Raw genomic sequence first — 26,261 nt, 5'->3', positions numbered from 1 at the left:
CAGCGACAGCGTGCGCGTGTCGTAGACGGCGGCCTCACCTTGGCCCGACAGCAGCGCATGCCGAAGGTGGATGCTGTCGGCCAGCGTGAGGAGCAGGAAGAGCGCCATGACAACGCCGGCACACGCGGCGACCGGATCACGCAGCACGCGCCGCCACGTCGCACGCAGATGGGCTTGGCGCCTCACCCGCAACGCGTAAGCGACGACGGCCGCTGCCACCAGCCACAGCGCGATGTCGGTCCAGAGCAGCACCAGTTTCATGTCCGCGCGGCCGTCCGAAGGGTATGAGCGCCCCCTCGGGGGGCAGTGAACGAAGTGAACGTGGGGGCCATCGTCATGAAAGCCTCACCCGCGGATCCACCCAGGTGTAGGCGATGTCGATCAACGCATTGCTGGCGATGTAGAGCAGCGCGCCGAGGAAGACCATGGAACGCACGATGGCGAAATCCTGACCCGTGATGGCCTCGATGACGAAGGCACCCAGGCCCGGTATGCCGAAGAAGCTCTCGAACACCAGGCTGCCGAGGAAAACGTAGGGCAGATAGCTGCCGGCGCTGGTGATGATGGGAATGAGGGCATTGCGCAGCACATGGCGGCTCAGCACCCGGCCCTCGCTCAGACCCTTGGCGCGTGCGGTGCGCACATAGTCCTTGCCCATCTCCTCCAGGAACATCGCGCGGTACAGCCGCGCCTCGCCACCCAGCCGCGACAGCAGCGACAGCAGGATGGGCAGGGCCAGGAACCTGACCGCATCCAGCCCCGGCGCGAAGCCGTTCATCGGCACCAGCCTGAGCACACGCGCAAACAGGAACTGGCCGACGATGATGTAGAACAGGCTGCTGATGGACAGCATCAGCACGCACAGCACCACGCCCCAGAAGTCGATCTTGCTGTGCCGGAAGAACACCAGCAGCAGCGCGAAGGCGATGCTGACGATGACCTGCAGGATGAACAGAGGCAGTGCCAGCTGCAGGCTGACGCCCATGCGCACCTTGATCTCGTGGCCGATGTTGATGGCCTGGCGCGCATCGCTCTTGCCGAAGTCCAGTGCGAACAGGCTGATGGAACGGTCCCACAGGATGGTGTGCGTGACCCGCTCCGCCCCAGTCTTGCTGGCGTCGAAGTACAGCGGCTTGTCATAGCCGCGCTCGGTCTTCCACTTCTCGATCTGCTCCTGCGTGACGCGCTTGCCGCCGATGTTCAGSCGCGCCATGTCGTCGGGCGTRTTGACSGWGAAGAACAGGAWGAAGGTGAAGAGATTGACACCGACGAGGATGGCCAGGCCATAGCCCAGGCGGCGCAGCATGAAGCCCAGCATCAGGCTTTCCTCTCGGTGGCTTGTTCACGGGCCTGCCAGGCGCGACGCGTCGCGATGAAGACAGCCAGCCCACCGCCTGCCAGCAGCAGCAGCGGCCACCAGACCGGCCGATTCCACTCGGCGATGCTGCGCGTGCGCTCCTGCGCATCCACGCGCAGGTAGCGGGCGCGGTCACGCACGACGACGCCCGGCTTGCCGTTGTGCACCCAGCGCTGGAAAGCCACGCCAGAGTAGCTCCAGAAACCCCAGGCCCATGGCGAGTCCTGGCGGGCGACGTCGTTCATCTGCGCCATGACCCGCGCCTTTTCAGGCCCGTCCTCCAGCGACTGCAGCTTGCGGAACAGGCGGTCGAACTCCGGGTTGGCGTAGTTGGCCGTGTTCTCGCCCTCGTGCAGGCTCTTGCTGTTGGGCCCATAGAGCAGGAACAGGAAGTTCTCGGCATCGGGGTAGTCGGCGAACCAACCCCACCAAAAGATCTGGTGCTTGCCCTTGAGGATCTTTTCCTGGAACTGGTTGAAGTCGGTCGCACGGATGTCGAGCTGGATGCCGAGCTTGGCGAACTGGCGCACCATCCAGTCGTTCTCGGCCTTGAGCTCGGGCGTGATGACGCGCTGGAAGTCGTAGTTCAGCACCAGCGGCTTGCCGGTCTTCACGTCACGGCCGTCGGGGTAGCCGGCTTCGGCCATCAGCTTGAGGGCGTCTTGCAGCGGCCGGCGCACGGGCTTGCCGTTGACGAGTGTGTGCGTCACCGGGTTGAACTCACCGGGCTCGCCCTCCTTCGATCCGAACACACCCGGCGGGATGGGGCCGTGGGCCGCGTCGCCGCCCTTGTCGCGGAAGATGCGGCCATAGCCCTCCTCCCAGTCGATGGCAATCGAGATGGCCTGGCGCAGCGCGCGGTTGCGCTTCTGCTGTTCGGGCGTGTCGCCCTTGCCAACGACCGGGTCCAGCCAGTTGAAGCCGAGGTACCAACTGCTGATGTCGACATCCATCGGCAGCTGGAAGCCACGCTGCTCGAAGAAGGCTCGCACTTCGTCGGAGTCGTCGCGGTCGACCGCGAGGTTCACGCCCCAGTCGGCGCGGTCCATCTCGGGCAGGTCGAGATAGCCCTGCTTGAACAGCTCCTTGATCGGCACCTTCTCCTTCACGTTGATGGCCACGACCTTGTCGACGAAGGGCACGCGCTTGCCGCAATCCGCCAGCCGCCCGGCCTCAGCGTCGCCGGGGCTGCCGTCGCAGGGGTAGGTGTCGGGCCGATAGTTTGGGTTGCGGCTCATCACATGGCGGCGGTCCTGCACATACTCCGTCATCATGAAGGGGCCACTGCCCACCGGCCACTGATTCCAGGTCAGCGAATTGGCGGCCATGCCGGGCTGGGCGTAGAAGGCGTCCACCTCCCAGGGGATGGCGGCCGTGAAGTTGGTGGCCAGCCAGTAGCGCCACTGCGGGTAGCGGCCCTTGAGGCGGATGCGCAGCAGGTGGTCGCCCACGGCCTGAGCACCGGCGAGCGGCCAGCGGCGCAAGTCCAGGAAGGGCTTGTCCGCCAGGCTCTCGGCTTGGCCGGCCAGCTGGCTGGCGCTTTCGCGCTTTATCTGCGCAACATAGTCCTTCAGGCCCAGGACATGCTCGGAGAACACGGCCTGGACCGGGGTCTCGATGCGCGGGTTGGCGTGGCGCTTGAGCGCATAGACGAAATCCTCGGCGACCACCTCGCGCGTGCCCAGCTGCTTGAAATCGAAGGGGCTGCGCTTGTCACCCAGCTCGCCGGGCGTGAGGTGGTGGTAGAGGTAGCCGCCCTTGGCGTCTTTCGCAAAGGCCGGGTGGGGCGACCACTTCAGGCCCGGGCGGATGGGAATGTCGTAGACCGCCTCGGCGATCTGCTCGTCCGGCGCGTCGTCGGGCAGGCGCTGGCCCTTGGCATCGAGGTAGTAAGGCTGCGCCAGTCCGGCGGCCGCGCGTGGGATCAGCGTGTAGGGCCGCTTCAGCGGGTGGTAGCCGTAGGGCGGCTCGCTGATCTCGTAGGTGTAGGTGCTTTCGGGGGCCGTGTACGACGAGGTCGGATCCAGATAGCGCGGCGAGCGCTCGGCAAAGGCCATGTAGAGCGTGTTCTCGCGCTCAGCGCCGAGAGGATGGGGGCTGTTGTTGCAACCGGACAGCAGGCCGAACGCCAACGCGCTCAAGGCTCTCACCGCCCAACCGAAAACTCCCGCCACGCCGACACCCTCAAACGACAAGCGCCCCGGCGGCAGGCCGAGGCGATAGCGGGAATCATAGTCGGGCACTCGTCTATACAACGCTGCCCGCCCCCGAGAAAGCGGCGAGGAAAACCCGGGGTGACTTCAGTGATGGTGATGGTCGTGACCGCAGTCATCGCCGCAGTCGTCATCGTGGTCATGCGCGCCGTGCGCCAGGCGCGGGTCCGACTGCCAGCCCAGGATGGCCTCGCGCCGCTGCACATAGAGCTCCACCGTGCCACCGACCGGCAGGCAGACCTTGGTGCGCACATGGCCGAAAGGCAGTCCCGTCAGCACCGGCGTCTTGGTGCGGGCGCGCAGCGCGGCGACGGCGTCCTTGATGCCATAACCACGATCCAGCGGCGACTTGGCTGCGCCGCTGAAGTCGCCCAGCAGCACTGCGGCCTGCGCATCGATGACGCCGGCCTGCTGCAGCTGCAGCAGCATGCGCTCGACGCGGTAGGGATGCTCGTTGACGTCTTCCAGGAACAGGATGCCGCCCTTGACCTTGGGCCAGTGCGGCGTGCCCAGCAGCGAGCACAGCACGCTGAGGTTGCCCCCCCAGAGCCGCCCGCGCGCCTCCAGGCCGTCGAAGCCACCGGTCGGCTCGCGGAAGCCTACGGCCTCCAGCGCGCCGCTCATGGCTTCCAGGAAGCAATCGCGGGTGACCTCGTCGACACCGCCATCGGCCTCACTGCGGCCGAAGTCGTCACAAGCCAGCGGCCCGGCCCACATGGACAGCCCCTTGTGGCGGGCGATCAGGCCGTTCTGCAGCGCGGTGAGGTCGCTGTAGCCGACCCAGCGCGTGCCCTGCTCGATGCTGCGCGCGATGCGGCCCCAGTCGAGCTGGTCGAGCAGGCGCGTCAGGCCGTAGCCACCACGCGTGGCCAGTGCCACCGAAGGCGCAGCATCGGCAATGCGATGCAGGGCCGCGAGGCGCGCCGCGTCGTCACCGGCAAAGCGCTGGTGTTTGGACAGTGCATCGGCATCGACGCTGACCTCGAAGCCCAGCTGCGTCAGCCGCCTGGCAGCGCGCTTCAGGTTCTCGGCCTTGGCGAGCACGCCCGACGGCGTGAACAACGTGAGTGAGGTCATCAGGATTCGTCCAGTTCGGTCGCTTCGCCGGTCGGGATCAGGCCCTGACGTTCGGCGCGGCGCGCACGTGCGGCCTCGCGGCGTTCGGTGAAGAAGTCGCGCAGCAGCTGCGCCGACGCGTCCGCCAACAGCCCGCCTTCGACGGCCGTGTGGTGATTGAGCTGCGCCTGGGCAAACAGGTCGATGACCGAGCCAGCCACACCCGTCTTGGGGTCGCGCGCTGCGAACACGACGCGCTTGAAGCGCGCATGCATCAGCGCCATCGCGCACATCGCGCAAGGCTCCAGCGTCACGAAGAGCTCGCACTCGGGCAGGCGGTAGTTCTCCAGCAACGTGGCGGCGTGGCGCAACGCGACGATCTCGGCATGCGCCGTCGGGTCGTGCGTCGTGATCGGGCGGTTGTAGCCGGTGGCGATGACCTGATCGCCGCGCATGATGACGGCGCCCACCGGGACCTCACCCACCAACCAGGCGTTCTGCGCCTGGTCCAGCGCGAGCCGCATGGCGAATTCATCAGATGGCGTGAAGGTCGTCGGCTCGGTCATCGAGCCGGCAGTTTAGAGGCTCACAGTGAGGCCGCCGACCGCGACGCCTGGTCGTATAGCCCCGACAACAGCCGCATCAGCTGCGCGCTGTCGCCGATGTCCTGGTTCTGCTGGCCGCTGTCCGCCAGCGCCTCCATCAGGCAGCGCTCACGCACCTGGCGGTAGGCCTCGCACAGCGCCTGGCCCTGCTCGGTGGTTGAGAAGAAGGCCTCCTTGCCGATTTTCTCGCTGGTCACCAGCCCCATGCCGACCAGCTTGCGCAGCGAATAGGCGACGACATGGGTGTCCTCGACGTTCAGCACGAAGCAGATGTCGGCGAGCTTCTTCTTGCGGTCGCGGTGGTTGACATGGTGCAGCAGCGAGATGTCCAGCGCCGCCAGGTCTTTCATGCCGGCGGCGGCCATGCAGCGCACCATCCAGCGGTTGAAGGCATTGCTGACGACGATGAGGCCGAACTCGAACTCCGACAGCTCGGCGCTCTTTTCAGACACCAGATGCGAGGAAGACACGATGCTGCGAACCATGATTGACATGATAAACACGTCTCGAATACAAATCGTATACGTTTTATTGAAATTCAAATGAGTACTGCGCCGCCCGACCTCCTCATTCGCCCCCTGGGCGAAGCGGCGCTGTGCTGTGCGGTCGATGCACCCATCGCGATCGAACACCAGCAGCGCATCTGGCAACTCGGCGCGGTCCTGGCACAGACCGAAGGCGTGCTCGGCCTGATTCCGGGCATGAACAACCTGACGCTGACCTTCGACCCGCTGCATACCGACGGCCAGACGCTGGAGCAGGCTGCCCGCGCGCTGTGGGCCAGGCCGCTGCGGCGCCAGCAGGCGGGCCGCCTCGTCGAAATCCCGGTCAGCTATGGCRGCGCGCATGGCCCCGACCTGGGCGACGTCGCCACGCACTGCGGCCTCTCGGTCGACGAGGTCGTGCAACGCCACACCGAGGCCGAGTACGTCGTCTACTTCATCGGCTTTCAGCCCGGCTTTGCCTACCTCGGCGGGCTGGACGCCTCGCTGCACACGCCGCGCCGCAGTGAGCCGCGCGTGGCGGTGCCCGCCGGCAGCGTCGGCATCGGCGGCGCGCAGACCGGCATCTACCCGCTGGCCACGCCCGGCGGCTGGCAGCTCATCGGTCACACCGCTCTGCCCCTCTTCGACCCCAAGGCCGAGCCGCCCACGCTGCTCGCGCCGGGCGACCGCGTGCGCTTCGTGGCGGACCTCGCATGATCGAGTTGCTGCGCGCCGGACCGCTGACCACCGTGCAGGACCTCGGCCGCGAGGCCTGGCGCGACCGCGGCATCAGCCGCTGCGGGGCGCTGGACGACATCGCGCTCGCCTGGGGCAATCTGCTCGTCGGCAACCCCGTCGACGCCGCCGGCCTCGAGTTCACCCTCGGCCCCGCCACACTGCGCTTTGCAGCCGACTGCTGCATTGCCGTCACCGGCACCGATGCCGACGCCAGCCTCGACGGCCGCCCGCTGCGGCCCTGGTGGCGGCAGCGCGTGCAGGCCGGCCAGACGCTCAAGCTCGCCGCGCCGCGCGAGCGCATGCGCAGCTATCTGCTGGTTTCCGGCGGCATCGCGCTGCCCGCCGCCCTGGGCTCGCGCAGCACCGACCTCAAGGCCGGCTTCGGCGGGCTCGGTGGTCGCGCGCTGCGCGATGGCGATGTGCTGCCGCTGGCCGCGCCCGAGCGCTTGCCCGCTCGCAGCATCGGCATCCGCGCGCCTGACTGGGGCGCGAGCGTGCGCGTGCTGCCCGGCCCCGAGCACGAGGACTTCTCTGCCACTGCGCGCGAAGCTTTCTGGGCCGCCGATTGGAAGTTGACGCCGCAGAGCAATCGCATGGGCTACCGCTTCGCCGGGCCCGAACTGCGGCGCGAGCGCGGCGCCGAACTGGCCTCGCACGGGGTGCTGCCGGGTGTCATCCAGGTGCCGCCCTCGGGCCAGCCCATCGTCTTGCTGGCCGATGCGCAGACGACAGGCGGCTATCCCAAGATCGGCGTCGTCATCCGCTCCGACCTGTGGAAGCTCGGCCAGCTGCGCCTCGGCGCCACATTGCGCTTCACCCCCTGCACCACCGACGAGGCCATCGCCGCACTGCGCGAGCGCCAGGCCACGCTGGCCCAACTGAGGACTGCCCTATGCATGTCGACCTGAACGCCGACCTCGGCGAAGGCGCACCCGACGACGCCGAGCTGCTGGCCCTCGTCAGCTCCGCCAACATCGCCTGCGGCTGGCATGCCGGCGATGCGCGGCTGATGCAGACGACCGTGGTCGCAGCACTGGAACGCGGCGTGGCCATCGGCGCCCACCCCAGCTACCCCGACCGCGAGAACTTCGGCCGCAGCGAGATGCAGCTCGCGCCGGCCGATGTGAAAGCCGACCTGATCTACCAGATCGGTGCCCTCGACGCCCTGGTGCGCGCGGCCGGCGGCCGACTGCATCACGTCAAGCCGCACGGCGCCCTCTACAACCAGGCCGCGCGTGATCCGGCATTGGCCGATGCTGTCGCCGCCGCCGTGCTCGACGTCAACCCAGCACTGGCTCTCTACGGCCTTGCCGGCAGTGAACTGCTGAAAGCGGCCGAGCGCACCGGCCTGCGCGCGGTGGCCGAGGTGTTTGCCGACCGCGGCTACCGCGCCGACGGCAGCCTGGTACCGCGCAGCCTGCCCGGCGCCTTCGTCGAAGACACCGAAGAGGCCGTCGCCCGCACGCTGCGCATGGTGCGCGAAGGTGTCGTGCAGGCCGTAAGCGGCGAGACCGTCCCGCTGCAGGCCCAAACGATTTGCCTGCACGGCGACGGCCCGCGCGCCCTCGCCTTCGCCCGAGCTATCAACACCGCTCTCACCCAAGCCGGCGTGCAACTGCGCCCCTGACCCAGGAGTCCTTTTCATGACTGCAGATGTTTCCCTGTGGCCGCTGATCGGCGTCGCCGTCGTCATCGTCGGCTTCGTGCTGCGCTTCAACCCCGTCCTCGTCGTCGCGGTGGCCGGCATCGCGACCGGCCTCGCGGCCAAGCTGCCGCCGGACCTCATCCTCGCCAAGCTCGGCACCGGCTTCGTCAAGACGCGCAACCTGCCGCTGACCCTGCTGCTGCCCCTGCCCATCATCGGCCTGCTGGAGCGCCACGGCCTGCGCGAACGTGCCCAGGCTTGGATCGCAGGCATACGCTCGGCGACGGCGGGCCGTCTGCTCGTCGTCTATCTCTTCATCCGCGAGACCGCCGCGGCGCTGGGCCTGACGTCCCTCGGCGGCCATGCCCCGATGGTTCGGCCCCTGGTCGCGCCCATGACCGAAGCTGCCGCCGAGAAGACCCACGGCCCCGTGCCGCAGGCCGTGCGCGACAAGTGGAAGGCCATGGCCGCAGCGACCGACAACGTCGGCCTCTTTTTCGGCGAGGACATCTTCGTCGCCTTCGGCTCCATCGTGCTGATGCAAACCTTCCTGGCCGAGAACGGCATCGTCACCGACCCGCTGCACATCGCGCTGTGGGGCATCCCGACGGCCATTGCCGCCTTCGTCATCCACGCCGCGCGGCTGATCCGGATGGACCATCGCCTGCCGCAGGACATCGCCCGCGCCCGTGCTGAAGAGGAAGCCAAGCCATGACCGCCCTCCTCAAGCTCGACCAGCTCTTCCTGCTGACCGGCGCCGCGCTGCTGATCGTCGCCTGGCTGACCTGCCACGACCACAGCAATCCGCGGCGCTGGAGCAGCGGCCTGTTCTGGGCCCTGTGGGCCGTCATCTACCTGGTCGGCGACAACCTGCCGCCCGTCATCTGCGGGTTGATCGTCCTCATGCTCGCCGCGCTGGGCGGGCTCGGCGGCGTGTCCATCGGCAAGCATGGCCAGCGGGAGCCGGCCGAACGCCAGGCCAGCGCCGCGCGCCTGGGCAACAAGCTCTTCCTGCCCATCCTGGCCATCACGACACTGGCCTTGGTCGGCACGCTGACCTTGAAGGAGGTCCGCGTCGGCGGCCTGCTGCTCGTCGAGCCCAAGAACGTCACGCTGATCAGCGTCGGTCTTGGCGCACTGGTCGGCCTGGTTGGCGCCTTGTGGATGACGCGCGAACGTCCCATGCAGGCCCTGCGCGAGGCGCGCCGCCTGCTGGAGACCATGGGGCCGGCGGTCCTGCTGCCGCAGCTGCTGGCCACGCTGGGCCTGTTGTTCACCGATGCTGGTGTCGGCAAGGCCGTGGCCCATCTCACCACCAGCTATATCCCCGTCGACAACGCCTTGTTCGCGGTGGCAGCCTACGCCCTGGGCATGGCGCTGTTCACCATGGTCATGGGCAATGCCTTCGCGGCCTTCCCGGTCATGACGGCCGGCATCGGCATCCCCATCCTGCTTGGCATGCACCACGGCAACCCGGCCGTGATGGCCGCCATCGGCATGTTCTGCGGCTACTGCGGCACACTGATGACGCCCATGGCCGCCAACTTCAACATCATCCCCGCCGCCCTGCTCGAGCTGAAGGACAAGAACGCCGTCATCCGCGCGCAATGGCCCACAGCGCTGCTGCTGCTGGGCGTCAACATCGTCCTCCTCAAGGTGCTGATGTTCTGATGCAGGACGAGCTGTTCGGCGGCCCGCCCGAGAAGCGGCCGCGCGGTGTGCAACCCGCGCCGCCGGTGCCCGAAGACCTGGCGCTGGCAGCAAGTCTGTCGCCACACATCCATCTCGGCACCTCGACCTGGAGCTACCCCGGCTGGGAGGGGCTGGTCTGGGCCGGCAAGCACAGCGAAGCGACGCTGTCCAAGACCGGCCTGACCGCCTATGCCTCCCATCCGCTGCTGCGCGCCGTGGGCATCGATCGCGGCTTCTACCGGCCGATCGCGGCCAGCGACTTCGAGCGACATGCCAGCCAGGTGCCGCCGGGCTTTCGATTCACGGTCAAGGCACCCAGCCTCGTCACGGATGCGCTGCTGCGCAGCGAGGACGGACGCGGCCAGGAACTCAACCCGCTGTTCCTGGATCCGACGGCGGCAATGCAGGATTTCATCGAGCCCGCTTTCGAAGGCCTGAGCGCCACGATAGGCGCCCTCGTCTTCCAGCTCAGCCCCTTGCCCGGGCCGCTGCTTGCGCGCATGAGCGAGCAGTTCGACCGGCTGCATGCACTGCTGTTGGCCCTGCCCAAACCACCTGTGGGCGTCATCGCTGTCGAGGTACGCGACGCTGCCTGGCTGACTCCGGATCTCGCGGCCCTGCTGCGCGACACGGGCGCGCGCTACTGCGTCGGCCTGCATCCCAAGCTGCCGCCGCTGGCCGAGCAACTGCCGCTGCTGCGCGCGCTGTGGCCGGGGCCGCTGGTGGTGCGATGGAACCTGAACCGCCTGCACGGCCCCTATGGCTACGAAGAGGCCGAGAAGCGCTATGGCGAGTTCAATGAGATGCTGGACCCCGACCCCGAGACGCGCGCCGAGTTGGCCCGCATCATCCGCGGCACCGCGGGCGCCGGGCAGGATGCTTTCATCACCATTTCCAACAAGGCCGAAGGCTCGGCGCCGCTGAGCGTTCGGGCGCTCGCTCAAGCCATCGTCGACGGCTGACTCAGCGCTTGGCCGGCAGCTGGGGCTCCGGCAGATTGCCGCCCTCTGCTTCCCAGCGGCTGACATCTTCGCGATGTTGCTTACCGTCGTGGCGCACGCGGCGTTGGTGATGCTTCTGGCCCAGGTGCTGGACCAGCTTCATGGTCAGGGCCGAGGTGGCGAGGACGGCAAGAACGGGCTTGAGGATCATGGTGGCCTCCGCTGGCAGGGATTGCTTGATCGTGATCGATCCGCAACCACGCGCCCGTCGGCCGCCAGCTTCAAGGGCTGTAGGAGCAGACCTCAGCCCTGCAGCGGCCAGCGTGCGATGACGTCATGCCGGGTCAGGCCCTGGGGGCTTTTGACGAGAACGAACTCGCTCGCCGTCCAGCCCGCCAGGTCGACCTCCCAGGCAGGCGCCGGGCGCTTGTCGTAGCGCAGCGTCAGATGGGGCTCATAGTCCTTCACTGCCGGCAGGCCATGGTCGACCAGTCGATCAGCCAGCGCGTCGCGCAGCTCGCGCACCGCCTCCAGGCTCTGGCCGCCGGTCAGGACGAAGGGGTGCTGGCGTGCGCCTTCGCGGCCCCAACTGGCGAAGCGCTCGAAGCCGACGTCGAAGGCCGGCCAGACAAGCTCGGCCGCCGCGCGCATCGCCTGCGCCACGAGCTGCGGGTCAGGCTCACCCTCGAAGCGGCCGAAGTAGTGCAGCGTGATGTGGAAGATGCGGCTCGGCCTGAACCGCGGCACAAGGCCGCGCGCCACATGTTCGGCGGCTGCGGCGCGCGCAATGCGCTCGGCCGCCTGTTCATCCGGCCGCAGCGCGAAGAAGAGCTTATGGCCGGCCACGGCCTCAATTGGTGGCAGCGGAGGCGGCCTCGGCCGCACGCTTGGCGGCTTCGTCGACGCTGCTCTGCACCTGCTCGCCAACGGCCTTTGGCATGGGCAGGGCGGCACTGGCCGCCGGTGAACCAGGCGGCGGCTTCAAGGCCGAGGCCTGCTTCTTGACCAGCGACAGCACGATGGCCGCGACGATGACGAGGGCGAGAAGGCTGAAGGCTGCGCGCATGAATTGCTCCGTGAAGGCGCGGCAGCTTAACGCTCCGGCCGCGAACCCTGAAGCCCACGCGCCACGCAACGCTGCCGCAACGCCTGGCCACCACAGTCGCTGCATGTCGATGGACGAGAACACCACCCGGCTGCGAGCACTCGCGGCGCCGCGCTGCGGTCTGCTCAGCTGGTGGGCACCGGGGCCGGGTGCGTTCAGCGCCCGCGTGGTGCTGGACGATGGCAGCCAGCGCGACTTCGACAGCCCCTTCGAGCTGGCGCGCTTCCTGAGCACCCCTATGTCGAATGCGCCGGCCACGTCGAGCGGCCTGCGCTGACCTCGCACAATCCGCGCATGCAAGAACCGTCGGGTGCCGAGCTGGAGTTGCGCGTGTTGGGGCCGGTGCGCCTTTGGCGCGGTGGCCATCCCGTGGCGTTGACGAACCGCAAGACTCAGGCGCTGCTGCTGGTGCTCGCGCTGGACGGCGGCGCCAGCCGCCCGCGTTTGTGCGCGCTGCTGTGGCCGGATCTGGACGAACCCAGCGCGCGCCGCAACCTGCGCCGCGAGCTGGCGCGGCTGCGCGAGGCGGGCGTGCCCGAATCCTTTCGGGCCGATGACGACCATCTGCACCCTGGCGACACGCTGCGTTGCGACCTGCTGCTGGCCGAAGCCATGCCCGAGCTGGCGCTTGCGGGCTGGCCGGGCGAGCTGGCGGACGGCCTGCAGCTGGACGACGCGCCGCAGTTCGCGCCGTGGCTGAGCGCCGCCCGCGAGCGGGCACTGCGACTGCGGCTGCGCGCGCTGGAGGCCGCGGCCGCAGCCGCCGAGGTGCGAGCCGACCTGCCCGCCACGCTGGGCTATGTGCAGACCCTGCTGAGCGAGGACGGCCTGCAGGAGCGGCATCACCGCCAGGCCATGCGCCTGCTGGCTGCCACTGGCCAGCGCGAGGCGGCATTGCGCCAGTTTGAGCGCTGCCAGGCCATGCTGGCGGCCGAGCTGGGGCTGGCGCCCATGCCCGAGACCGTGGCGCTGGCGCAGTCGCTGCGCGGCAGCGCGCCGGCTGCCCCGCCCTTGCCCATCCGCCCCCCGCAGGCCTGGCCGGAGCGCCTGCCCTTCGTCGGCCGGGCCACCGAGGTGGCGCGGCTGCAAGGCGCCTGGGCGCGCCGCACCGCAGTCGTCATCGTCGGCGAGGCTGGCGTCGGCAAGACCCGCCTGGCCACCGATTTCGCGGCCTCGCAGGGCGCCTATGCGCTGGTGCGCTGCCGCAGCGGCGACCATGACATCGCCTTCGGTGCCTGTGCCCGCGTGCTGCGCGTGCTGGCTGGCGAGCCGCCCGACCTGCGCGGGCTGGACGACTGGATCGTGGCCGAAGTGACCCGGCTGCTGCCCGAACTGGGCCCGGCACCGGCGCCGCTGCGCACGCAGGCCGAGCGGCTGCGCTTCGACGAGGCCTGCATCCAGGCCTGGCTGGCGCTGTCGCGCGGCGCCTTCGACGCCCTCGTGCTGGATGACTGGCAGCTGGCCGACCCCGCCAGCCGCACGCTGCTGGCCCGCGCCGCCGCACGCCGCCGCGAGGCCGGCTCGGAAGGCGCCATCGAGCTGGTTTGCTGGCGCGGCGCCAGCGACGACCCCGAACTGCTGGGTTTCAGCGCGGCACTCGCGGCCGAAACGGTCGCGCTCGGCCCCTTGTCGGCGGAAGCGGTGTACGAGCTGGTGCGTCAATTGTCCGGCGCCGCCGACCCGGTGCGCTTTGCCGAACGCCTGTGCAGCGCCACCGGCGGCCACCCCTACTTCATCTCGGAGACGCTGCGCGACCTGGCTGAGACTGCGGTGCTGGACGTCGACGAGCAAGGCCGCTGGCGCACCCCGTTCGACGCCGTGACGCAGGACTACCGCGAGCTGCCCATGCCCGCCAGCGTGCGCGAGGCCGTGCTGGCGCGGGTGCGCCGACTGGACGCGCAGACGGCACGCCTGCTCGAAGCGGCCGCGCTGGCCGGTGAGCCTTTCGGTGCCGCCTGGCTGGCCTCGGCCTGCGCGCTGTCGGAACTCGAGACGGTGCAGGCGCTGGAGCAGGCAGCACGCGCCCAGCTCGTGCGGGCCCATGCGGCCGGCGGCTATGCCTGGGCGCACGACCTGGCACGCCAGGCGCTGGACTCGGCCCTGGAGCCGGTGCGGCGGCGCCTGGTGCACCACCGCCTGGCGCTGGGGGCCGAAGCGCTGGGCGCAACCGCCGAGGCCGCGCGCCATTTCGAAGCCTGCGGCGAGCCCCGACGTGCCGTCGCCCACCGGCTGGCCGCTGGCGATGCCGCCCGCGCGCTGGCGGCACTGGGCGAAGCGGCGCGGCACTGGCAACACGGCTTGGCCGACGAGCCGACGCCGCCCCRGGCCGCCATGCTGCTGGCCCGTTTGCTGGAGGCTGAAAACGGCCTGGGCCGCCGCACCGAGGCCGAGGCCTGCCGGCAACGCCTGGAAGACCTGCGCGCAGGCACCGCACTGCCGCCCGATGTCGAGGTGGACGCGGGCCACGCTCTCGCCCGCTATCTCGTGCGCGGCGAGGGCGCCCAGGCCGCACTCGCCCTGCTCGACGCRCTGCCCCTGCCGACCGACGACAGCCAGCGGCTGCGCGGCTTGTCGCTGCGCATGGACGCGCTGCAACGGCACGGCCGCATCGACGAGGCTCGCATGCTGGGCGATGAGGCGCTGGCCCTCGTCCACCCCGCCCACCCCGAGCGCGCGGAGCTGCTGGCATCGCTGGCCATGCTGGAGTTCTCCGCCGCGCATTTCGATGCGGCTGTCACGCGTGCCGACCAGTTCGTCACCGCCAGCCGGCAGCGCGGCGACGGCATGCTGACCGCCCGCAGCCTGCAATTGCGCGGCGCCTTCCAGGCCGAGCGCGGCAACGTGGACGCCGCCGAGGCCGACCTGCGTGAAGCCGCCGCGCTGGCCGGGCGCTTCGGCAACCGGCCCACGCAGCTGTTCTCCCTGTACAACCTGGCGGTCACTTTCCTGCAGCAAACGCGCCCCGGCGACGCGCTGCCGGTGGCCCTGGAAGGCTGGGCCTTGTGCGCCGACCAGAAGGGCAGCGAGGCCAGGACGATGTTTCGCGCGCTGTTCATCGACGCCTATTTCATGCTCGGCGACTGGGGCCGCACCTGGGCCCACATCGAGCCGGCCATCGACGAGATCATCGCCATCGGTCAGCCGATGTCCATCGCCGGCATTGCGATGGCGGTGCTGGAGCCGATGGCGGTGCTGGGCCAGTGGCCACGCGCCGCGGCCCTGCTCGCGGCGCTGGACCACGATGCGCTGGCCCAGTCGCCGCAGGCTGGGCAGCCGGTCTGGCTGGCTTGCGCGGTGGGCGCGCTGCTGCGCGGTGAGGTGAATGAAGCGCGAAGCTGGTTGCGGCGCCTGGGGCCGCCCGACGAGCTCGAGAACCCACGTGTCCGGCAGCGGCTCGCGCTCGTGGACGCCCAACGCTGTTGCTGCGAAGGCGACCTCGCCGGCGCGCTGGCGCGGTTGCCCGACGACGACGCGCCGGGCATGAACGACGAACTGAGGCTGCGCATGCTGGCGGTGCGCTGCCGCGCCGGTGCCGACGCGTCACAGCTGGCTCTGGCCCGGGCGGTACTCGATGACCCCCGCACCAACGCCACCGCCGCGCTGGAGCTGGCGCAGGCGCTGGGCGGCAAGGTGCTCGCAGCCCGGTTGGAACGCCTGGGCGCCAGCCTGGCCGACTGGCCCGAGATCCAGGCCAGCTTGCGCACCACCTGGCTCTGAACAGGCGCGCCGCAACGGCGCGGCAACGGCCGCGTTCTACCGTGGCGGCACCGCATCTCGGAGCACGCCATGAAACTGATCGCATTCCCGATGACCGGCCTGCCGGCCGGCAGCGCCCAGACCGACAACGGCATCGACTGGACCGTGGCTGCGGTCGTGCCTGAACCGTGGCTGGTGGGCAGGCTGGCCCGGCGCCGGCTGACAACACACAGGGCGCCGTTACTGATCAGATGCGCACGACTTGCCGCGGCGGCCTCATTGCTGACCCTGTCGCTTTCAGCGACGGCGGCCGGTGTCTTTGTGGAGGCGCTCCTGCTCACGCAAAGTGCCGACAACGTCATCACGACCGGCTCCTGCACACCCGGCAGCACCGCTTCTTTCGAGTGCGTGGGGTTCGGTCGGTTCATCGGGCTCGGCTCGCCAACGACAGACACCGGCACTGTGACCCATCTGCGTTCGGTATTCGACGCCGGCAACGTCTCGCAGGTGCCAAACTTCGTGATGAACGCCAGGGCACGCGCATTCGCATCCTTCGGCCAACTGCACGCGTCCACCTTCGTCCAGATTCAAGGTGCGGGCGGCAACGACGTCTCCATCGGTGGACGCGCCACGGCGCAGTTGACGGATCGCGTGACCATCAACTCGACCGTGCTGCCCGCCGGAACCCCCGTGTCGGTCAAGGTGTTGATGGACGTGAGCGGGCAAGGCGGCGGGCGGCTCTCCTTCGGCATCAACCAGTTCAATCAAAACGTGGACGTGTCGGACGATTTCGGCGGCGACGCATTGAAGGACTACGAAACGACCTTCTCCGCCAAAGTGGGTGAGAAGGTCAGCGTCACCTATGGGCTCGTGGCCTTTACGCGAATGTTTTCCAACGGCTGGGGGCCAGGCGATGTGCTCAATGGGCGCAACAACAGTGCCGACTACGGCAACTCCGCCTACCTCTACATGGGCGGCCTGGACCCCGCGCTGGGCATCACGCTGCAAAGCGACAGCGGCTTCACCTACGCCGTGCCTTCGGCGGTGCCCGAACCGGTTGCGGCATGGCTGCTGCTGATCGGGCTGCCTGTGCTGGCGTGGCGGGCTCGCAAGCTGAACCGTCGCGCTTGAAGGGCGTGGCGCGGGGTGCCGGGCCGACAGGCACAAGTCAGGCACCCGTCAGGCACTTCATCCTTCTTCACCCGCTCGATACCAGCCGGCAGCCTGCCCACCGCAGCATCCCTCGGCGGCCCAGCCTTCTTCGGGCCGTCACCACAAGGGAGGCGTATGCAAAAGTCATTGATAGCGGCGGCTCGCATCGGCGGGGTTGTGGTTCTCGCTTTGCAGCTCTGCGTCGGCGCGTGCGCGGCGCCGCTGGAGGCCGACATCCAGCGCAAGGTGCGCGAGGCGACCTTTGAAGTCGTCCTGCCCAAGCCGGCCCAGGAGTCCGTCACCTACGACAAGCCCTGGCAGGAGCTGATTCCCTACCAGCTGCGCTCCGACAAGTACGTGTCGATAGGGACTGCCTTCGCCATCGGCCCGAACCAGTACGCCACGGCGATGCACGTGCTGATCGCAGCGTTCGGCGACTCGCGCGGCGAGCCGATGTTGCGCGACGCGGACGGCAAGCTCTATCCGATCGCGCAGATCACCAAGGGCTCTATCGACCAGGACTTCGCGGTGTTCACGCTGGCCAAGCAGCCGGATCGTTCCGCCTTCCTGGAACTGAATGACAAGCCTGAGCTCAACGAGACGGTCTACGCCGTCGGCAACGCACTCGGCGAGGGCGTCGTCATGCGGGAAGGGAACTACACGTCGGACACGCCGGAAGACGAGAGCGGGCGCTGGAAGTGGATGCGGTTCTCCGCGCCGATATCGGGCGGCAACAGCGGCGGACCGCTGATCGACGCCAAGGGCAGCGTGATCGGTCTCGTGCGCGCCATGCGCACCTCCGAGAACACGCTGAACATTGCCGTTCCCGCCGCACTCGTAAAGAGCGCGCCAGACCACCTGGTGAGCGTGGATTCGCGCGCCGTCGCCGGCTTCGCCGTCTTCGACAAGACGCGGTCGGGACGATTCAAGACGGACATCACTGCGCCAAAGAGCTTCGCCGAGCTGTCGGTGGCCTATATGAAGGCGGCGGACGAGTTCAATACGGCGCAGCTGCGCGGGCTGCTCGCCGACAACGCGAACGAGACTTTCCCCCGCGGCAGCGGCAGCGAACGGCTGCTTCACGGCCTCTACGAGCGCAGCGCGCCCGCCATCGTCGTGCAGAACGGCAACGGCAACTGGATCTTCACTCAGCCGAGCTACACGCGGCTCGATCTTGGCCGCGAGGGCTGGCAGGACTCGGCCAACTTCAAGGGATACCTCGTGTTCCACCGGCACAAGCCGAACAACGTCAATCAGGCGAAGTGGTATTCGGACGCCCAGATGGCCAGGGAGGTGGTGCTCAAGGCGTCMCCGGCCACGATCCACATCAATGCCGAGAATGCCAAGATCGTTTCAATGGGCGCTCCSACCGAGGACACCCTCTTCACCGACWCCTGGGGCCGGGTCTGGCAAGTGCGCGCCTGGCGCATCACCACCTGGTTCGGCAGCGACTGGCTGGTCGAATTCGACCTGCCCGTGCCCGACGGTACGGTCGGTTTCGAGAGCAGGGTCTCCACGCTGGGGCGCGATTTCCAGATCGAGCGGATGAAGCTGCTGACCGGCTTCTTCGCGGCGTCCTACGAAGGAAAGCTCTCGCAATGGGACCGCTTCCTGTCACAGCGGGCCCTGCTGCCCAAGCCGCTGGCGGCATCGGTGCTGCATATCGACTTTGGCCGCAGCTTCGCGTTCGACGATCGCCGCTTGGCTTTCAGCTACGGGCCCGAGTTGCAGAAGATCGATCAGGACGGCCGCCTGCGGCTGGACTTCGCATTCACCCGTGACGCCGCGGATGCCCAGTTGGGCATCGCAGGCATCGTGGCCTACAACGCCGACGAGAAGACCGAGGTCGACGTCTTCCGCCATGGGACACCCGCAGAGGCCGGGAGCGAGGCTGCGAAGACGGAATGGCGCAAACGGCTGCATCACGCCCACCCCTACGACAGCGTTGCGCTGACCGCGAACGACAGGCAAATGATCAGCACGATCTATGGCGTTGCAGATGCCCAGCCGGCCCCGGACGTCCTCTATACCTTCCAGTACCGCGCCGAGACCGGCACACCGCAGGACCGGATGAAGGCCAAGCTCGACCTGCTGATGCAACAGGCGAAGGTCAACGAGCGCTGATCGCGCGGCGGTACGCTCGCCCGACCGAACCGCGACAGCACGATGGCCGCGAGGATGACGAGGGCGAGAAGGCGGAGGGCCGCTTGCATGGCGGGATGTGGTTGAGTTGATGAGATGCACAGCCCCCTGCTGCCTCGCTTGATCCAGCGCAAGGCCGCACCTACCTGTGCTGCCTAGCATGGCCCGAACCACAACGGAGACCCGCCATGCTGCTGCGCCTGCTTCTGCTCGCCGCGATCACCACGTCCACGCTGGCTCAGGGCGCACCCGCTCTGCCAGTTGTACAGGCTCAGCTGACCAGCCCGCCCTTCGTGCCGCCACCGACCGGGCGCAAGTCGCCGGCCAAGGTGATCGTCGAGCTGGAGGTCGTCGAGAAAGACATGCCCATCTCGGAGGGCGTCAGCTACACCTTCTGGACCTTTGGCGGCACCGTGCCGGGCAGCTTCATCCGCGTGCGCCAGGGCGACACGGTGGAGTTCCACCTGAAGAACCACCCGAGCAGCAAGATGCCCCACAACATCGACCTGCACGGCGTCACCGGCCCCGGCGGCGGTGCGGCATCCAGCTTCACGGCGCCAGGCCATGAATCGCAGTTCACCTTCAAGGCCCTCAACGAAGGCATCTACGTCTACCACTGCGCCACCGCGCCGGTGGGCATGCACGTGGCCAAYGGCATGTACGGCCTCATCCTCGTCGARCCGCCSCAGGGCCTGCCCAAGGTGGACCATGAGTTCTACGTCATGCAGGGCGACTTCTACACGACCGGCAAATACCGCGAGAAGGGCCAGCAGCCCTTCGACATGGAGAAGGCCATCGCCGAGCAGCCGACCTATGTGCTGTTCAACGGCGCCGAGGGTGCGCTGACCGGTGACAAGGCGATCAAGGCCAAGGTGGGCGAGAGCGTGCGCCTGTTCGTCGGCAACGGCGGCCCCAACCTGGTGTCGAGCTTCCACGTCATCGGCGCCATCTTCGACAACGTGCGCTTCGAGGGCGGCACGCTGGCGCAGAAGAACGTGCAGACGACGCTGATCCCCGCCGGCGGCGCGGCCATCGTCGACTTCAAGGCCAAGGTGCCAGGCAGCTATGTGATGGTCGACCACTCCATCTTCCGCGCCTTCAACAAGGGCGCGCTGGCCATCCTGAAGATCGACGGTCCCGAGGACAAGAGCATCTATTCCGGCAAGGAGGTCGACTCGGTCTACCTGGGTGACCGCGCCGCTCCCAACCTCGGCGCCGTGACCACCGCCACCGCGGCCGCCGCGGGCGGCACCTTGACGGCCAAGGACCAGATCGCCGCCGGCCAGGCGCTGTTCGCCGGCACCTGCTCGGTCTGCCACCAGGCCAACGGCGCCGGGCTGCCGGGCGTGTTCCCGCCGCTGGCCAAGTCCGACTGGCTGGGGCAGGACGCCAAGCGCGCCGTCGGTGTCGTGCTGCACGGCCTGTCGGGCAAGGTCAAGGTCAACGGCAAGGACTACGACTCGGTCATGCCGCCGATGAACCAGCTCAACGACGACGAGGTCGCCAACATCCTGACCTATGTGCTGAACAGCTGGGGCAATGTGGGCGGCAGCGTCTCGGCCGACGAGGTCAAGAAGCAGCGTGCCGCCAAGCCCGCCACCACCAACCAGGCAGCACACTGATGGCCCTGGCCAGCGCGTTGCTGGGCTTGGCCGGCGCGGCCTATGTGGCCCTGCCGGCCGGCACGCTCAACAGCGTGCTGGCCCGCGACACCGACCGCGAACCGACGCGCGTCGCGGCCTTCCAGATGCGCGAGACGCCCGTCACGCGTAGCGAGTTCGGCCGCTTTCTGTCCACCCACACCGAATGGCAGGCCAGCCGCGCGCCTGAGGCCTTCGCCGGTGCCGGCTATCTGCGCCATTGGGCCGAGGCCGGCGGTGATGACACCCCCGTCACCGAGGTCAGCTGGTTCGCCGCCCAGGCCTATTGCGAGTCCGAGGGCGGCCGACTGCCGACCTGGTACGAATGGGAATACGCCGCCGCGGCCGACGCCACGCGCACCGACGCGCGCGGCGATCCGGCCTGGCTGGCGCGCATCCTGGGCTGGTATGCCCGCCCGGCCAACCGCGCGCTGCCAGCAGTAGGGGGCTCGGCGAACGTCTACGGCGTGCGCGACCTGCACGGCGTGGCCTGGGAATGGGTGGACGACTTCAACGCCCTGCTCGTCAACGCTGACAGCCGCAGCGCCAGTGACCCGGACCGGCTGAAGTTCTGTGGCGCCGGCGCCATCGACCTGCAGGACCGCCAGAACTACGCCGTGCTGATGCGCGTGGCGCTGCTTTCTTCTCTCAGCGCGGCCGACAGCACCGGCAGCCTGGGCTTTCGATGTGCTCGCGAGGTAAAGCCATGAAACGATTTCTGATCTGGGCCTGGCTGTTGCTGGCCGGCGCGGCCATGGCCGCCCTGCCCGGCGATTCGGTCTACCAGCTGGATGCCAGGCTGACCAACCAACAGGGCCAGGTGATCCGCCTGGATGGCGGACGCGGCCAGCCGGTGCTGGTCAGCATGTTCTACACCTCCTGCCAGTTCGTCTGCCCGATGCTGATCGACGCGGCGCGCGACACCGAGGCGGCTCTGACCGAGGCCGAGCGCCGGCGCGTGAAGGTGCTGCTGATCAGCTTCGACCCGGCGCGCGACACGCCGGCCAAGCTGGAAGCCATGGCCAAGGAGCGTGGGCTGGACGCCTCGCAATGGACGTTGGCCCGCACCGACCCGGCCACGGTGCGCAAGATCGCCGCGCTGCTGAAGTTCCAGTACCGCGCCCTGCCCGACGGAGAGTTCAATCACAGCGCCGAGCTCATCCTGCTCGACGGCGAAGGCCGCATCACGGCGCGCACCTCCATGCTGGCCGGCGCGGATGCAAACATGGTCAACGCGATCCGCAAGCAGGTGGCGGCGCGCCAGCCCTGACCGTCAACGGCGGCGCGTCGACACCACGAAGCGAACCAGCCGGCGCTGCGCGTCCGCCGTAACGCCAAAGGACAGCGTGCCCCACTCCCGCTCGTACACCAGATAGACCGGCACGCTGCCGGGGCGAAAGCGCGGCGACGGGATCTCGGTCTTGAAGTCGAGACCGTAGTGCGTGCCGATGGCGGCCCCGTCGATGCCGCCATCCTCGCGCAGCGTTGCACTGAGGAAGACGGCGCCGTCGCCAATGTCGGCGTCGGGCATGCGCAGGTCGATCGCTTCATACGCCCCGCCCTTGCCTGCAGCCGGCGCCCAGGCCTCGATGGCGGCTGTGTCGGCATCCGGGTCCCGCACCAGGGTGACGCCGAGGAGGCTTGAGACCTTGGCGGGATCCAGCGCTGGCTCGGCCACCAACTGGTCAATCATTGCGAAGAGGGTCAGGTCGCTCATGGGCTGGCGCTCCGAAAGGGGTGCGGGCTTCAAAGATCAGGGGAAGAGGGTCACGCCGCTCAGGTCAGCGTAATCGAGCTGCTTGGCCGGATCAGACGCATGGGCACTGTTCCAGGTGTCGATATGGCCGCGGCCATAGTAGGTCTTGTAGTCTTCATGGGTCGTGCTGGTGATGAGGTCGCCAAACTCCTTGGCCATCTCCTGGCGCGCTGTGGCCTCGTCGATGTCGCCTTTTTCCAGCTTGTCGTAGATGGCCATGAACTTGCCGGAGGCGTCGGCCGGCACCTCGCTCACCACGCCCTCGGCCGCATGCTCCTTGGCGGCCCGGCAGGCCACGAGCTGGGCTTCGCCTTCGTCGATGAAGTCCACCTCGGTGGCCTTGCGCACATATTCCAGCCCGTCCGCCACGCTGTTCAGCGTGGGCTTGGGCGGCGGCGTGAACAGCGCGTGGCCGGTCTCGTGCGCCAGCCCACCCAGGGCCTCGTCGAGCGGGTCGCTGGGGTCGATGGCGATGGTCTTGTTGACCTTGTCGCAGTAGCTACCCCCGCCCGGCTCGTTGAGCTTGATGACCCATTTGTCCTGCTGCAGCTTGACGATATTGGTCTTGAGCGTGGGCGACTGGGCCAGCTTCTCGTTGATCCCCTTGAGCCCCTTCTTGATGGTCTTGCTGCCCTTGGGAACTTTCTCCAGCGGCGTTTCGGCGAGCTGGTTGGTCTTGTCGACCACGGTCTGGGCCAACTTCTTCAGCTCGCTGTCCGACATCGGCTTGTCGGTCTTGCCGAGCTGGTTCTTCAGCGCCTGGTCGAGGATGCGCTTTTGCTCGTCGTTGAGCTTGGCCGAGCCCTTGAGCTTCTTCAGCTCGGTGCCCGTCGAGCCGAACTTTGCGGTGCCGCTGTCGACATTGGCCTTGCGCGCCACCGCCCTGGCGCAGTCGGCCACGGCAGTCTTGAATTCCGGCAAGGCCTTGATGGCGTCGACATAGGCCGTGATGGTCTTGGGGTCGGCGGGCAGCTTGGCCTTGGCCTGGGTGACCGCATCGAATGCGGCCGTCAATCCGCTCGGTGCCGTGGCCGGCAGGGCCTTGAGCGCCTTGTCGATCTCCGCCTTGGTGTCGTCGTATTTCTTTTTCAGCTGCTGCATGGCCTTGGTCTCGGCCTTGAGGTAGTCAGCCACCTTACTGCCCAGCACGTCCAGGGCCTTGGCAGCCCGGACATAGTCCTGCAGGGTCTTGGGGTCAGCCACCAGTCCATTGCGGGCGCTCTGCACGGCGGCATGCGCTGATTCCACGCCGGGCGGCGCCGCACCGGGCACCTTGGCCAGATCGCCCTGCTCGAGCTTGAGTTTGGCGGCGTCGTACTTGCCCTTGGCCGTGGCCACCGGGTCGCCCTTCGTGGGCTTCGCATCGACCGACTCCAGCACCTCGCGCACGGCGGTCCGGGCGCCTCCTCGCTTGGGCAACTGGTCGGGCGGCGTGGACATGGGGAGCGCTCCTTCGGGGCGTCAAGGCCGCAGGGCTTCCGGCGGGATGGGGCGCGAGGATAGGAGCTCCCCGTGACGCCGGTCAAGCCAGGACGCCGGCATCACGCAGGAGTTCCAACGGCGATGCCGGGCGTCAGCAGGCGCTCCAGCAATTGCCGCACGCTGGTGATCTGGCTGCCGAAGGGCAGCCCGCCGCGGCCGCGGAAGAACAGGCCCTTGTTGACCTCGCCCCGCAATGCCGACCCCAGGCGCTGGTCAATGCAGAACTGGCCCCAGCCCTTGAGGCCGTCGCGCAGGCCGCACTGGCTCAGGCAGTCGAAGGCCATCGTGCAGCGCTGCTTGAGCTGGGCCACGGCCTGCAGGCGCTCCTCGGCCTTCAGGTATTTGCGAAGCCACGGCGTCATCACCGCGCGGGCGGGCAGGCCGGCCACGCTGGTGAACTCGACCAGGTCCTCGTCACGCGCTTCCACCAGCACCTGCTTGAAGTTGGGGTGGGCGTCGCACTCCTCGGTGGCGACGAAGGCCGTGCCGAGCTGGGCCGCGTCGGCGCCCAGGGACTGCAGGCGCTGGATGTCCTCGCAGCAGCGCACGCCGCCGGCGGCGATCAGCGGCACCTGGCCCTCCACGCCAGCGTCGCGGATCAGCTGGCGCACCGCAGGCAGCACGGTCTCGAAGTCGAAGCGCGCGTCGCTCAGGTCGGCCACGCGCGCCGCGCCCAGGTGGCCGGCGGCATGGCCCGGGTGCTCGATGATGATGGCGCTGGGGATGCGTTGGCGGCGCTCCCATTTGCGCCACAGCAGCGCCACGCCGCGCGCGTCGCTGAGGATGGGCACGAGGGCCGTATTGGGGTGGTCCTGGGCCAGCTCGGGCAGGTCCAGCGGCAGGCCGGCACCCACMACCAGCGCGTCCACGCCCTCCTGCAGCGCCGTGCGCACCGAGGCCGCGTAGTCGCTCACCGCGCGCATCACGTTGACGGCCAGCAGGCCACGCCCGCCGGCAATCCCGCGGGCCAGGCGGATCTCGCGCGCCAGCGCCTCCTGGTTGGCCTGCTGGATGACGGTCTTCTTGTTTTCGTCGCTGTCGCGCATGCCTTCGCTGCGCGCCATCAGGTCGGGGTGGTGGCGGCGCAGATCCACTGAGGCGATGGTGCCCCAGGCGCCCTGCGCGGCGACGCTGCCGGCCAGCCGATGGGCCGAGATGCCCACGCCCATGCCGCCCTGCACGATGGGCAGCAACTGCCGGCCGCGGATCAGCAGGGGTTTCAGGCTGGCCATGGCCATGCGGTCGAGAAGCGAAGGAGTGGTCATGGCGTGGGCGGATGAAAGGCGGAAGGGGCGATGCTGGGCGCAAGCGCCCCGCACCACTTTGATCTGGTGCAAGGTCAGGTGGATTCGTCAACCGCCCAGCACATGCATGTCCGCACGCTCGGGCTGTAGCAGGCGCAGCTTGTCGCGCTGCTCGGAGTAGGCGTCGCCGCGCTGCGCCCAGATGCCGGCCAGGTGCTCCCGCAGCTCCGTCTCGCCGCCCYGGGAAGCGCGCAGCAGCGGGCGCAGATCGTGGCCCTGGGGTGCGAACAGGCAGGTGAAGAGGCGGCCGTCCGCCGTCAGCCGGGCGCGCGTGCAGTCGCCGCAGAAGGCATGGCTGACGCTGCTGATGAAGCCGATCTCGCCCGCGCCGTCGGCGTAGCGCCAGCGCTGCGCCGTCTCGCCGCCACGGGTGGCGGGCAGCGGCAGCAGCGGCCAGCGCGCGGCGATGCGCGCACGCAGTTCGTCGCTGGGCAGCACCTCGTCCATCTTCCAGCCGTTGTGGCAACCGGCGTCCATGAACTCGATGAAGCGCAGCACCATCCCTGCGCCAAAGTTCTCGCGGAAGTGCTCGGCCAGCGGCAGCGCTTCGCCGTCGTTGACGCCACGGCGCATCACCATGTTGACCTTGATGCGCTCGAAGCCCGCGCGCTGCGCCGCCTCCAGCCCGCGCAGCACCTCGGCCACGGGGAAGCCGACGTCGTTCATGCGCTGGAAGACGGCGTCATCCAGCGCATCGAGGCTCACTGTGAGGCGGTTCAGGCCGGCGTCGCGCAGCGCAGCGGCCTGGCCGGCCAGCAGGCTGCCGTTGGTCGTCAGCGCCAGGTCGGGCGGCGTGCCGTCCAGCGTGCGCAGCGCGGCCAGCTGGCGCACGAGCGTGGCCAGGTCGCGGCGCAGCAGCGGCTCGCCGCCGGTCAGGCGCAGCGTGCGCACGCCCAGGGCCAGGGCCTGGCGGGCGACTTGGGCGATCTCCTCGAAGTTCAGCAGCTGCGACTGCGGCAGGAAGCGGTGGCCGGGGCCGAAGCGGCTGCGCGGCATGCAGTAGCTGCAGCGGAAATTGCAGCGGTCGGTCAGCGAGATGCGCAGGTCGCGCCAGGGGCGCTGGCGGCGGTCGTGCAGCGTGCCGTCCAGCGGTGCCAGCGAGGCGATCACACGGGGCATCCAAAGCAAAGGGGCTGTCCTTGCGTCCATGCCGGCATTCTGGGCAGCGGCCCCGGCCCGGCCCATCCGGCCGTGGCAGGACGAGGGCACCGGCGACCTACTCCTTTCGGGCGATGGCCGCCTCGTCCGCCCG

25 protein-coding genes and 1 pseudogene are annotated in these 26,261 nt (G+C 68.8%); 13 read left to right on the top strand and 13 right to left on the bottom strand.

Annotation, left to right across the window (positions count from 1 at the left end):
* From ACXJKJ_RS20805 to ACXJKJ_RS20780, 6 genes and pseudogenes are all read right to left on the bottom strand, one after another.
* Positions 1-261: pseudogene (locus ACXJKJ_RS20805) on the bottom strand (ABC transporter permease); the annotation flags it as partial.
* 73 nt (positions 262-334) lie between these two features.
* Positions 335-1,318, bottom strand: a complete 984-nt coding sequence (locus ACXJKJ_RS20800; protein ID WP_457392050.1) for an ABC transporter permease — start codon at positions 1,316-1,318, stop codon at positions 335-337.
* Positions 1,318-3,507, bottom strand: a complete 2,190-nt coding sequence (locus ACXJKJ_RS20795) for an ABC transporter substrate-binding protein (RefSeq protein ID WP_056199576.1) — start codon at positions 3,505-3,507, stop codon at positions 1,318-1,320. The genes ACXJKJ_RS20800 and ACXJKJ_RS20795 overlap by 1 nt, the downstream gene beginning before the upstream one ends.
* Positions 3,508-3,657: 150 nt before the next feature.
* Positions 3,658-4,647, bottom strand: a complete 990-nt coding sequence (locus tag ACXJKJ_RS20790) for an LD-carboxypeptidase (protein WP_457392047.1) — start codon at positions 4,645-4,647, stop codon at positions 3,658-3,660.
* Positions 4,647-5,192, bottom strand: a complete 546-nt coding sequence (gene tadA, locus ACXJKJ_RS20785; protein ID WP_457392045.1) for a tRNA adenosine(34) deaminase TadA — start codon at positions 5,190-5,192, stop codon at positions 4,647-4,649. Before tadA ends, ACXJKJ_RS20790 begins: the two co-directional genes overlap by 1 nt.
* Before the next feature lie 20 nt (positions 5,193-5,212).
* A complete protein-coding gene (locus tag ACXJKJ_RS20780; protein ID WP_457392042.1) occupies positions 5,213-5,725 on the bottom strand; it encodes a winged helix DNA-binding protein in 513 nt (170 codons plus the stop codon).
* 48 nt (positions 5,726-5,773) lie between these two features.
* Here ACXJKJ_RS20780 and pxpB point away from each other — a divergent pair, with 48 nt between their 5' ends.
* The 6 genes from pxpB to ACXJKJ_RS20750 are packed head-to-tail and all read left to right on the top strand — an operon-like array spanning position 5,774 to position 10,753.
* Complete coding sequence (pxpB, locus tag ACXJKJ_RS20775) at positions 5,774-6,433, top strand: 5-oxoprolinase subunit PxpB (RefSeq protein WP_457392040.1); 660 nt, start codon at positions 5,774-5,776, stop codon at positions 6,431-6,433.
* A complete protein-coding gene (locus ACXJKJ_RS20770) occupies positions 6,430-7,362 on the top strand; it encodes a 5-oxoprolinase subunit C family protein (protein WP_457392038.1) in 933 nt (310 codons plus the stop codon). The genes pxpB and ACXJKJ_RS20770 overlap by 4 nt, the downstream gene beginning before the upstream one ends.
* Positions 7,347-8,081 (top strand): 5-oxoprolinase subunit PxpA, encoded by a 735-nt coding sequence (gene pxpA, locus ACXJKJ_RS20765; RefSeq protein ID WP_457392035.1) that lies wholly within the window; start codon positions 7,347-7,349, stop codon positions 8,079-8,081. The genes ACXJKJ_RS20770 and pxpA overlap by 16 nt, the downstream gene beginning before the upstream one ends.
* Before the next feature lie 16 nt (positions 8,082-8,097).
* Positions 8,098-8,814 (top strand): DUF969 domain-containing protein, encoded by a 717-nt coding sequence (locus tag ACXJKJ_RS20760; RefSeq protein WP_457325032.1) that lies wholly within the window; start codon positions 8,098-8,100, stop codon positions 8,812-8,814.
* Positions 8,811-9,770: a DUF979 domain-containing protein gene (locus ACXJKJ_RS20755; RefSeq protein ID WP_457392032.1), complete on the top strand. Its 960-nt coding sequence runs from the start codon at positions 8,811-8,813 to the stop codon at positions 9,768-9,770. Before ACXJKJ_RS20760 ends, ACXJKJ_RS20755 begins: the two co-directional genes overlap by 4 nt.
* Entirely contained in the window at positions 9,770-10,753 is a 984-nt protein-coding gene (locus ACXJKJ_RS20750; RefSeq protein ID WP_457392030.1) for a DUF72 domain-containing protein, read from the top strand. The genes ACXJKJ_RS20755 and ACXJKJ_RS20750 overlap by 1 nt, the downstream gene beginning before the upstream one ends.
* Before the next feature lies 1 nt (position 10,754).
* Here ACXJKJ_RS20750 and ACXJKJ_RS20745 read toward each other — a convergent pair whose 3' ends face one another.
* The 3 genes from ACXJKJ_RS20745 to ACXJKJ_RS20735 all read right to left on the bottom strand — a co-directional run bounded on the left by ACXJKJ_RS20745 (position 10,755) and on the right by ACXJKJ_RS20735 (position 11,798).
* Positions 10,755-10,943 carry a hypothetical protein gene (locus ACXJKJ_RS20745; protein WP_056197841.1) on the bottom strand — a complete coding sequence of 63 codons (189 nt, stop codon included), beginning with the start codon at positions 10,941-10,943 and terminating at the stop codon, positions 10,755-10,757.
* Between the two features lie 92 nt (positions 10,944-11,035).
* Positions 11,036-11,578: a 2'-5' RNA ligase family protein gene (locus tag ACXJKJ_RS20740; RefSeq protein WP_457392027.1), complete on the bottom strand. Its 543-nt coding sequence runs from the start codon at positions 11,576-11,578 to the stop codon at positions 11,036-11,038.
* A 4-nt stretch (positions 11,579-11,582) separates the two neighbouring features.
* Positions 11,583-11,798, bottom strand: a complete 216-nt coding sequence (locus ACXJKJ_RS20735) for a hypothetical protein (protein ID WP_457321476.1) — start codon at positions 11,796-11,798, stop codon at positions 11,583-11,585.
* 109 nt (positions 11,799-11,907) lie between these two features.
* Here ACXJKJ_RS20735 and ACXJKJ_RS20730 point away from each other — a divergent pair, with 109 nt between their 5' ends.
* From ACXJKJ_RS20730 to ACXJKJ_RS20700, 7 genes are all read left to right on the top strand, one after another.
* Positions 11,908-12,114 (top strand): hypothetical protein, encoded by a 207-nt coding sequence (locus ACXJKJ_RS20730; RefSeq protein ID WP_457321478.1) that lies wholly within the window; start codon positions 11,908-11,910, stop codon positions 12,112-12,114.
* A 17-nt stretch (positions 12,115-12,131) separates the two neighbouring features.
* Complete coding sequence (locus tag ACXJKJ_RS20725) at positions 12,132-15,554, top strand: ATP-binding protein (RefSeq protein ID WP_457392024.1); 3,423 nt, start codon at positions 12,132-12,134, stop codon at positions 15,552-15,554.
* A gap of 69 nt (positions 15,555-15,623) precedes the next feature.
* Complete coding sequence (locus ACXJKJ_RS20720) at positions 15,624-16,664, top strand: hypothetical protein (RefSeq protein WP_457392022.1); 1,041 nt, start codon at positions 15,624-15,626, stop codon at positions 16,662-16,664.
* Between the two features lie 15 nt (positions 16,665-16,679).
* On the top strand, positions 16,680-18,809 hold the full coding sequence (locus ACXJKJ_RS20715; protein WP_457392019.1) for a S1 family peptidase: 2,130 nt from the start codon (positions 16,680-16,682) through the stop codon (positions 18,807-18,809).
* Between the two features lie 206 nt (positions 18,810-19,015).
* Positions 19,016-20,449, top strand: a complete 1,434-nt coding sequence (nirK, locus tag ACXJKJ_RS20710; RefSeq protein WP_056197860.1) for a copper-containing nitrite reductase — start codon at positions 19,016-19,018, stop codon at positions 20,447-20,449.
* Positions 20,449-21,177 carry a formylglycine-generating enzyme family protein gene (locus ACXJKJ_RS20705; RefSeq protein WP_457392015.1) on the top strand — a complete coding sequence of 243 codons (729 nt, stop codon included), beginning with the start codon at positions 20,449-20,451 and terminating at the stop codon, positions 21,175-21,177. Before nirK ends, ACXJKJ_RS20705 begins: the two co-directional genes overlap by 1 nt.
* The gene (locus ACXJKJ_RS20700; protein ID WP_056197864.1) at positions 21,174-21,737 is read left to right on the top strand and encodes an SCO family protein; all 564 of its coding nucleotides are present in this window, start codon (positions 21,174-21,176) and stop codon (positions 21,735-21,737) included. The genes ACXJKJ_RS20705 and ACXJKJ_RS20700 overlap by 4 nt, the downstream gene beginning before the upstream one ends.
* A gap of 3 nt (positions 21,738-21,740) precedes the next feature.
* Here the strand turns inward: ACXJKJ_RS20700 and ACXJKJ_RS20695 are convergent, their stop codons facing one another.
* The 4 genes from ACXJKJ_RS20695 to moaA all read right to left on the bottom strand — a co-directional run bounded on the left by ACXJKJ_RS20695 (position 21,741) and on the right by moaA (position 26,128).
* Complete coding sequence (locus ACXJKJ_RS20695) at positions 21,741-22,184, bottom strand: hypothetical protein (RefSeq protein WP_457392011.1); 444 nt, start codon at positions 22,182-22,184, stop codon at positions 21,741-21,743.
* A 36-nt stretch (positions 22,185-22,220) separates the two neighbouring features.
* Positions 22,221-23,663, bottom strand: coding sequence for a hypothetical protein (locus ACXJKJ_RS20690; RefSeq protein ID WP_457392008.1), 1,443 nt, complete (start codon positions 23,661-23,663; stop codon positions 22,221-22,223).
* 101 nt (positions 23,664-23,764) lie between these two features.
* The gene (locus ACXJKJ_RS20685) at positions 23,765-24,970 is read right to left on the bottom strand and encodes an NAD(P)H-dependent flavin oxidoreductase (RefSeq protein ID WP_457392006.1); all 1,206 of its coding nucleotides are present in this window, start codon (positions 24,968-24,970) and stop codon (positions 23,765-23,767) included.
* Between the two features lie 87 nt (positions 24,971-25,057).
* Positions 25,058-26,128, bottom strand: coding sequence for a GTP 3',8-cyclase MoaA (gene moaA / locus ACXJKJ_RS20680; RefSeq protein ID WP_457392056.1), 1,071 nt, complete (start codon positions 26,126-26,128; stop codon positions 25,058-25,060).
* Between the last annotated feature and the right edge of the window lie 133 nt (positions 26,129-26,261).

It is taken from the genome of Roseateles sp. P5_E1 (genome assembly GCF_054049335.1).
The sequence above is the reverse complement of the archived record's forward strand: the minus strand, read 5'-3'. Positions and strand labels throughout refer to the sequence as shown.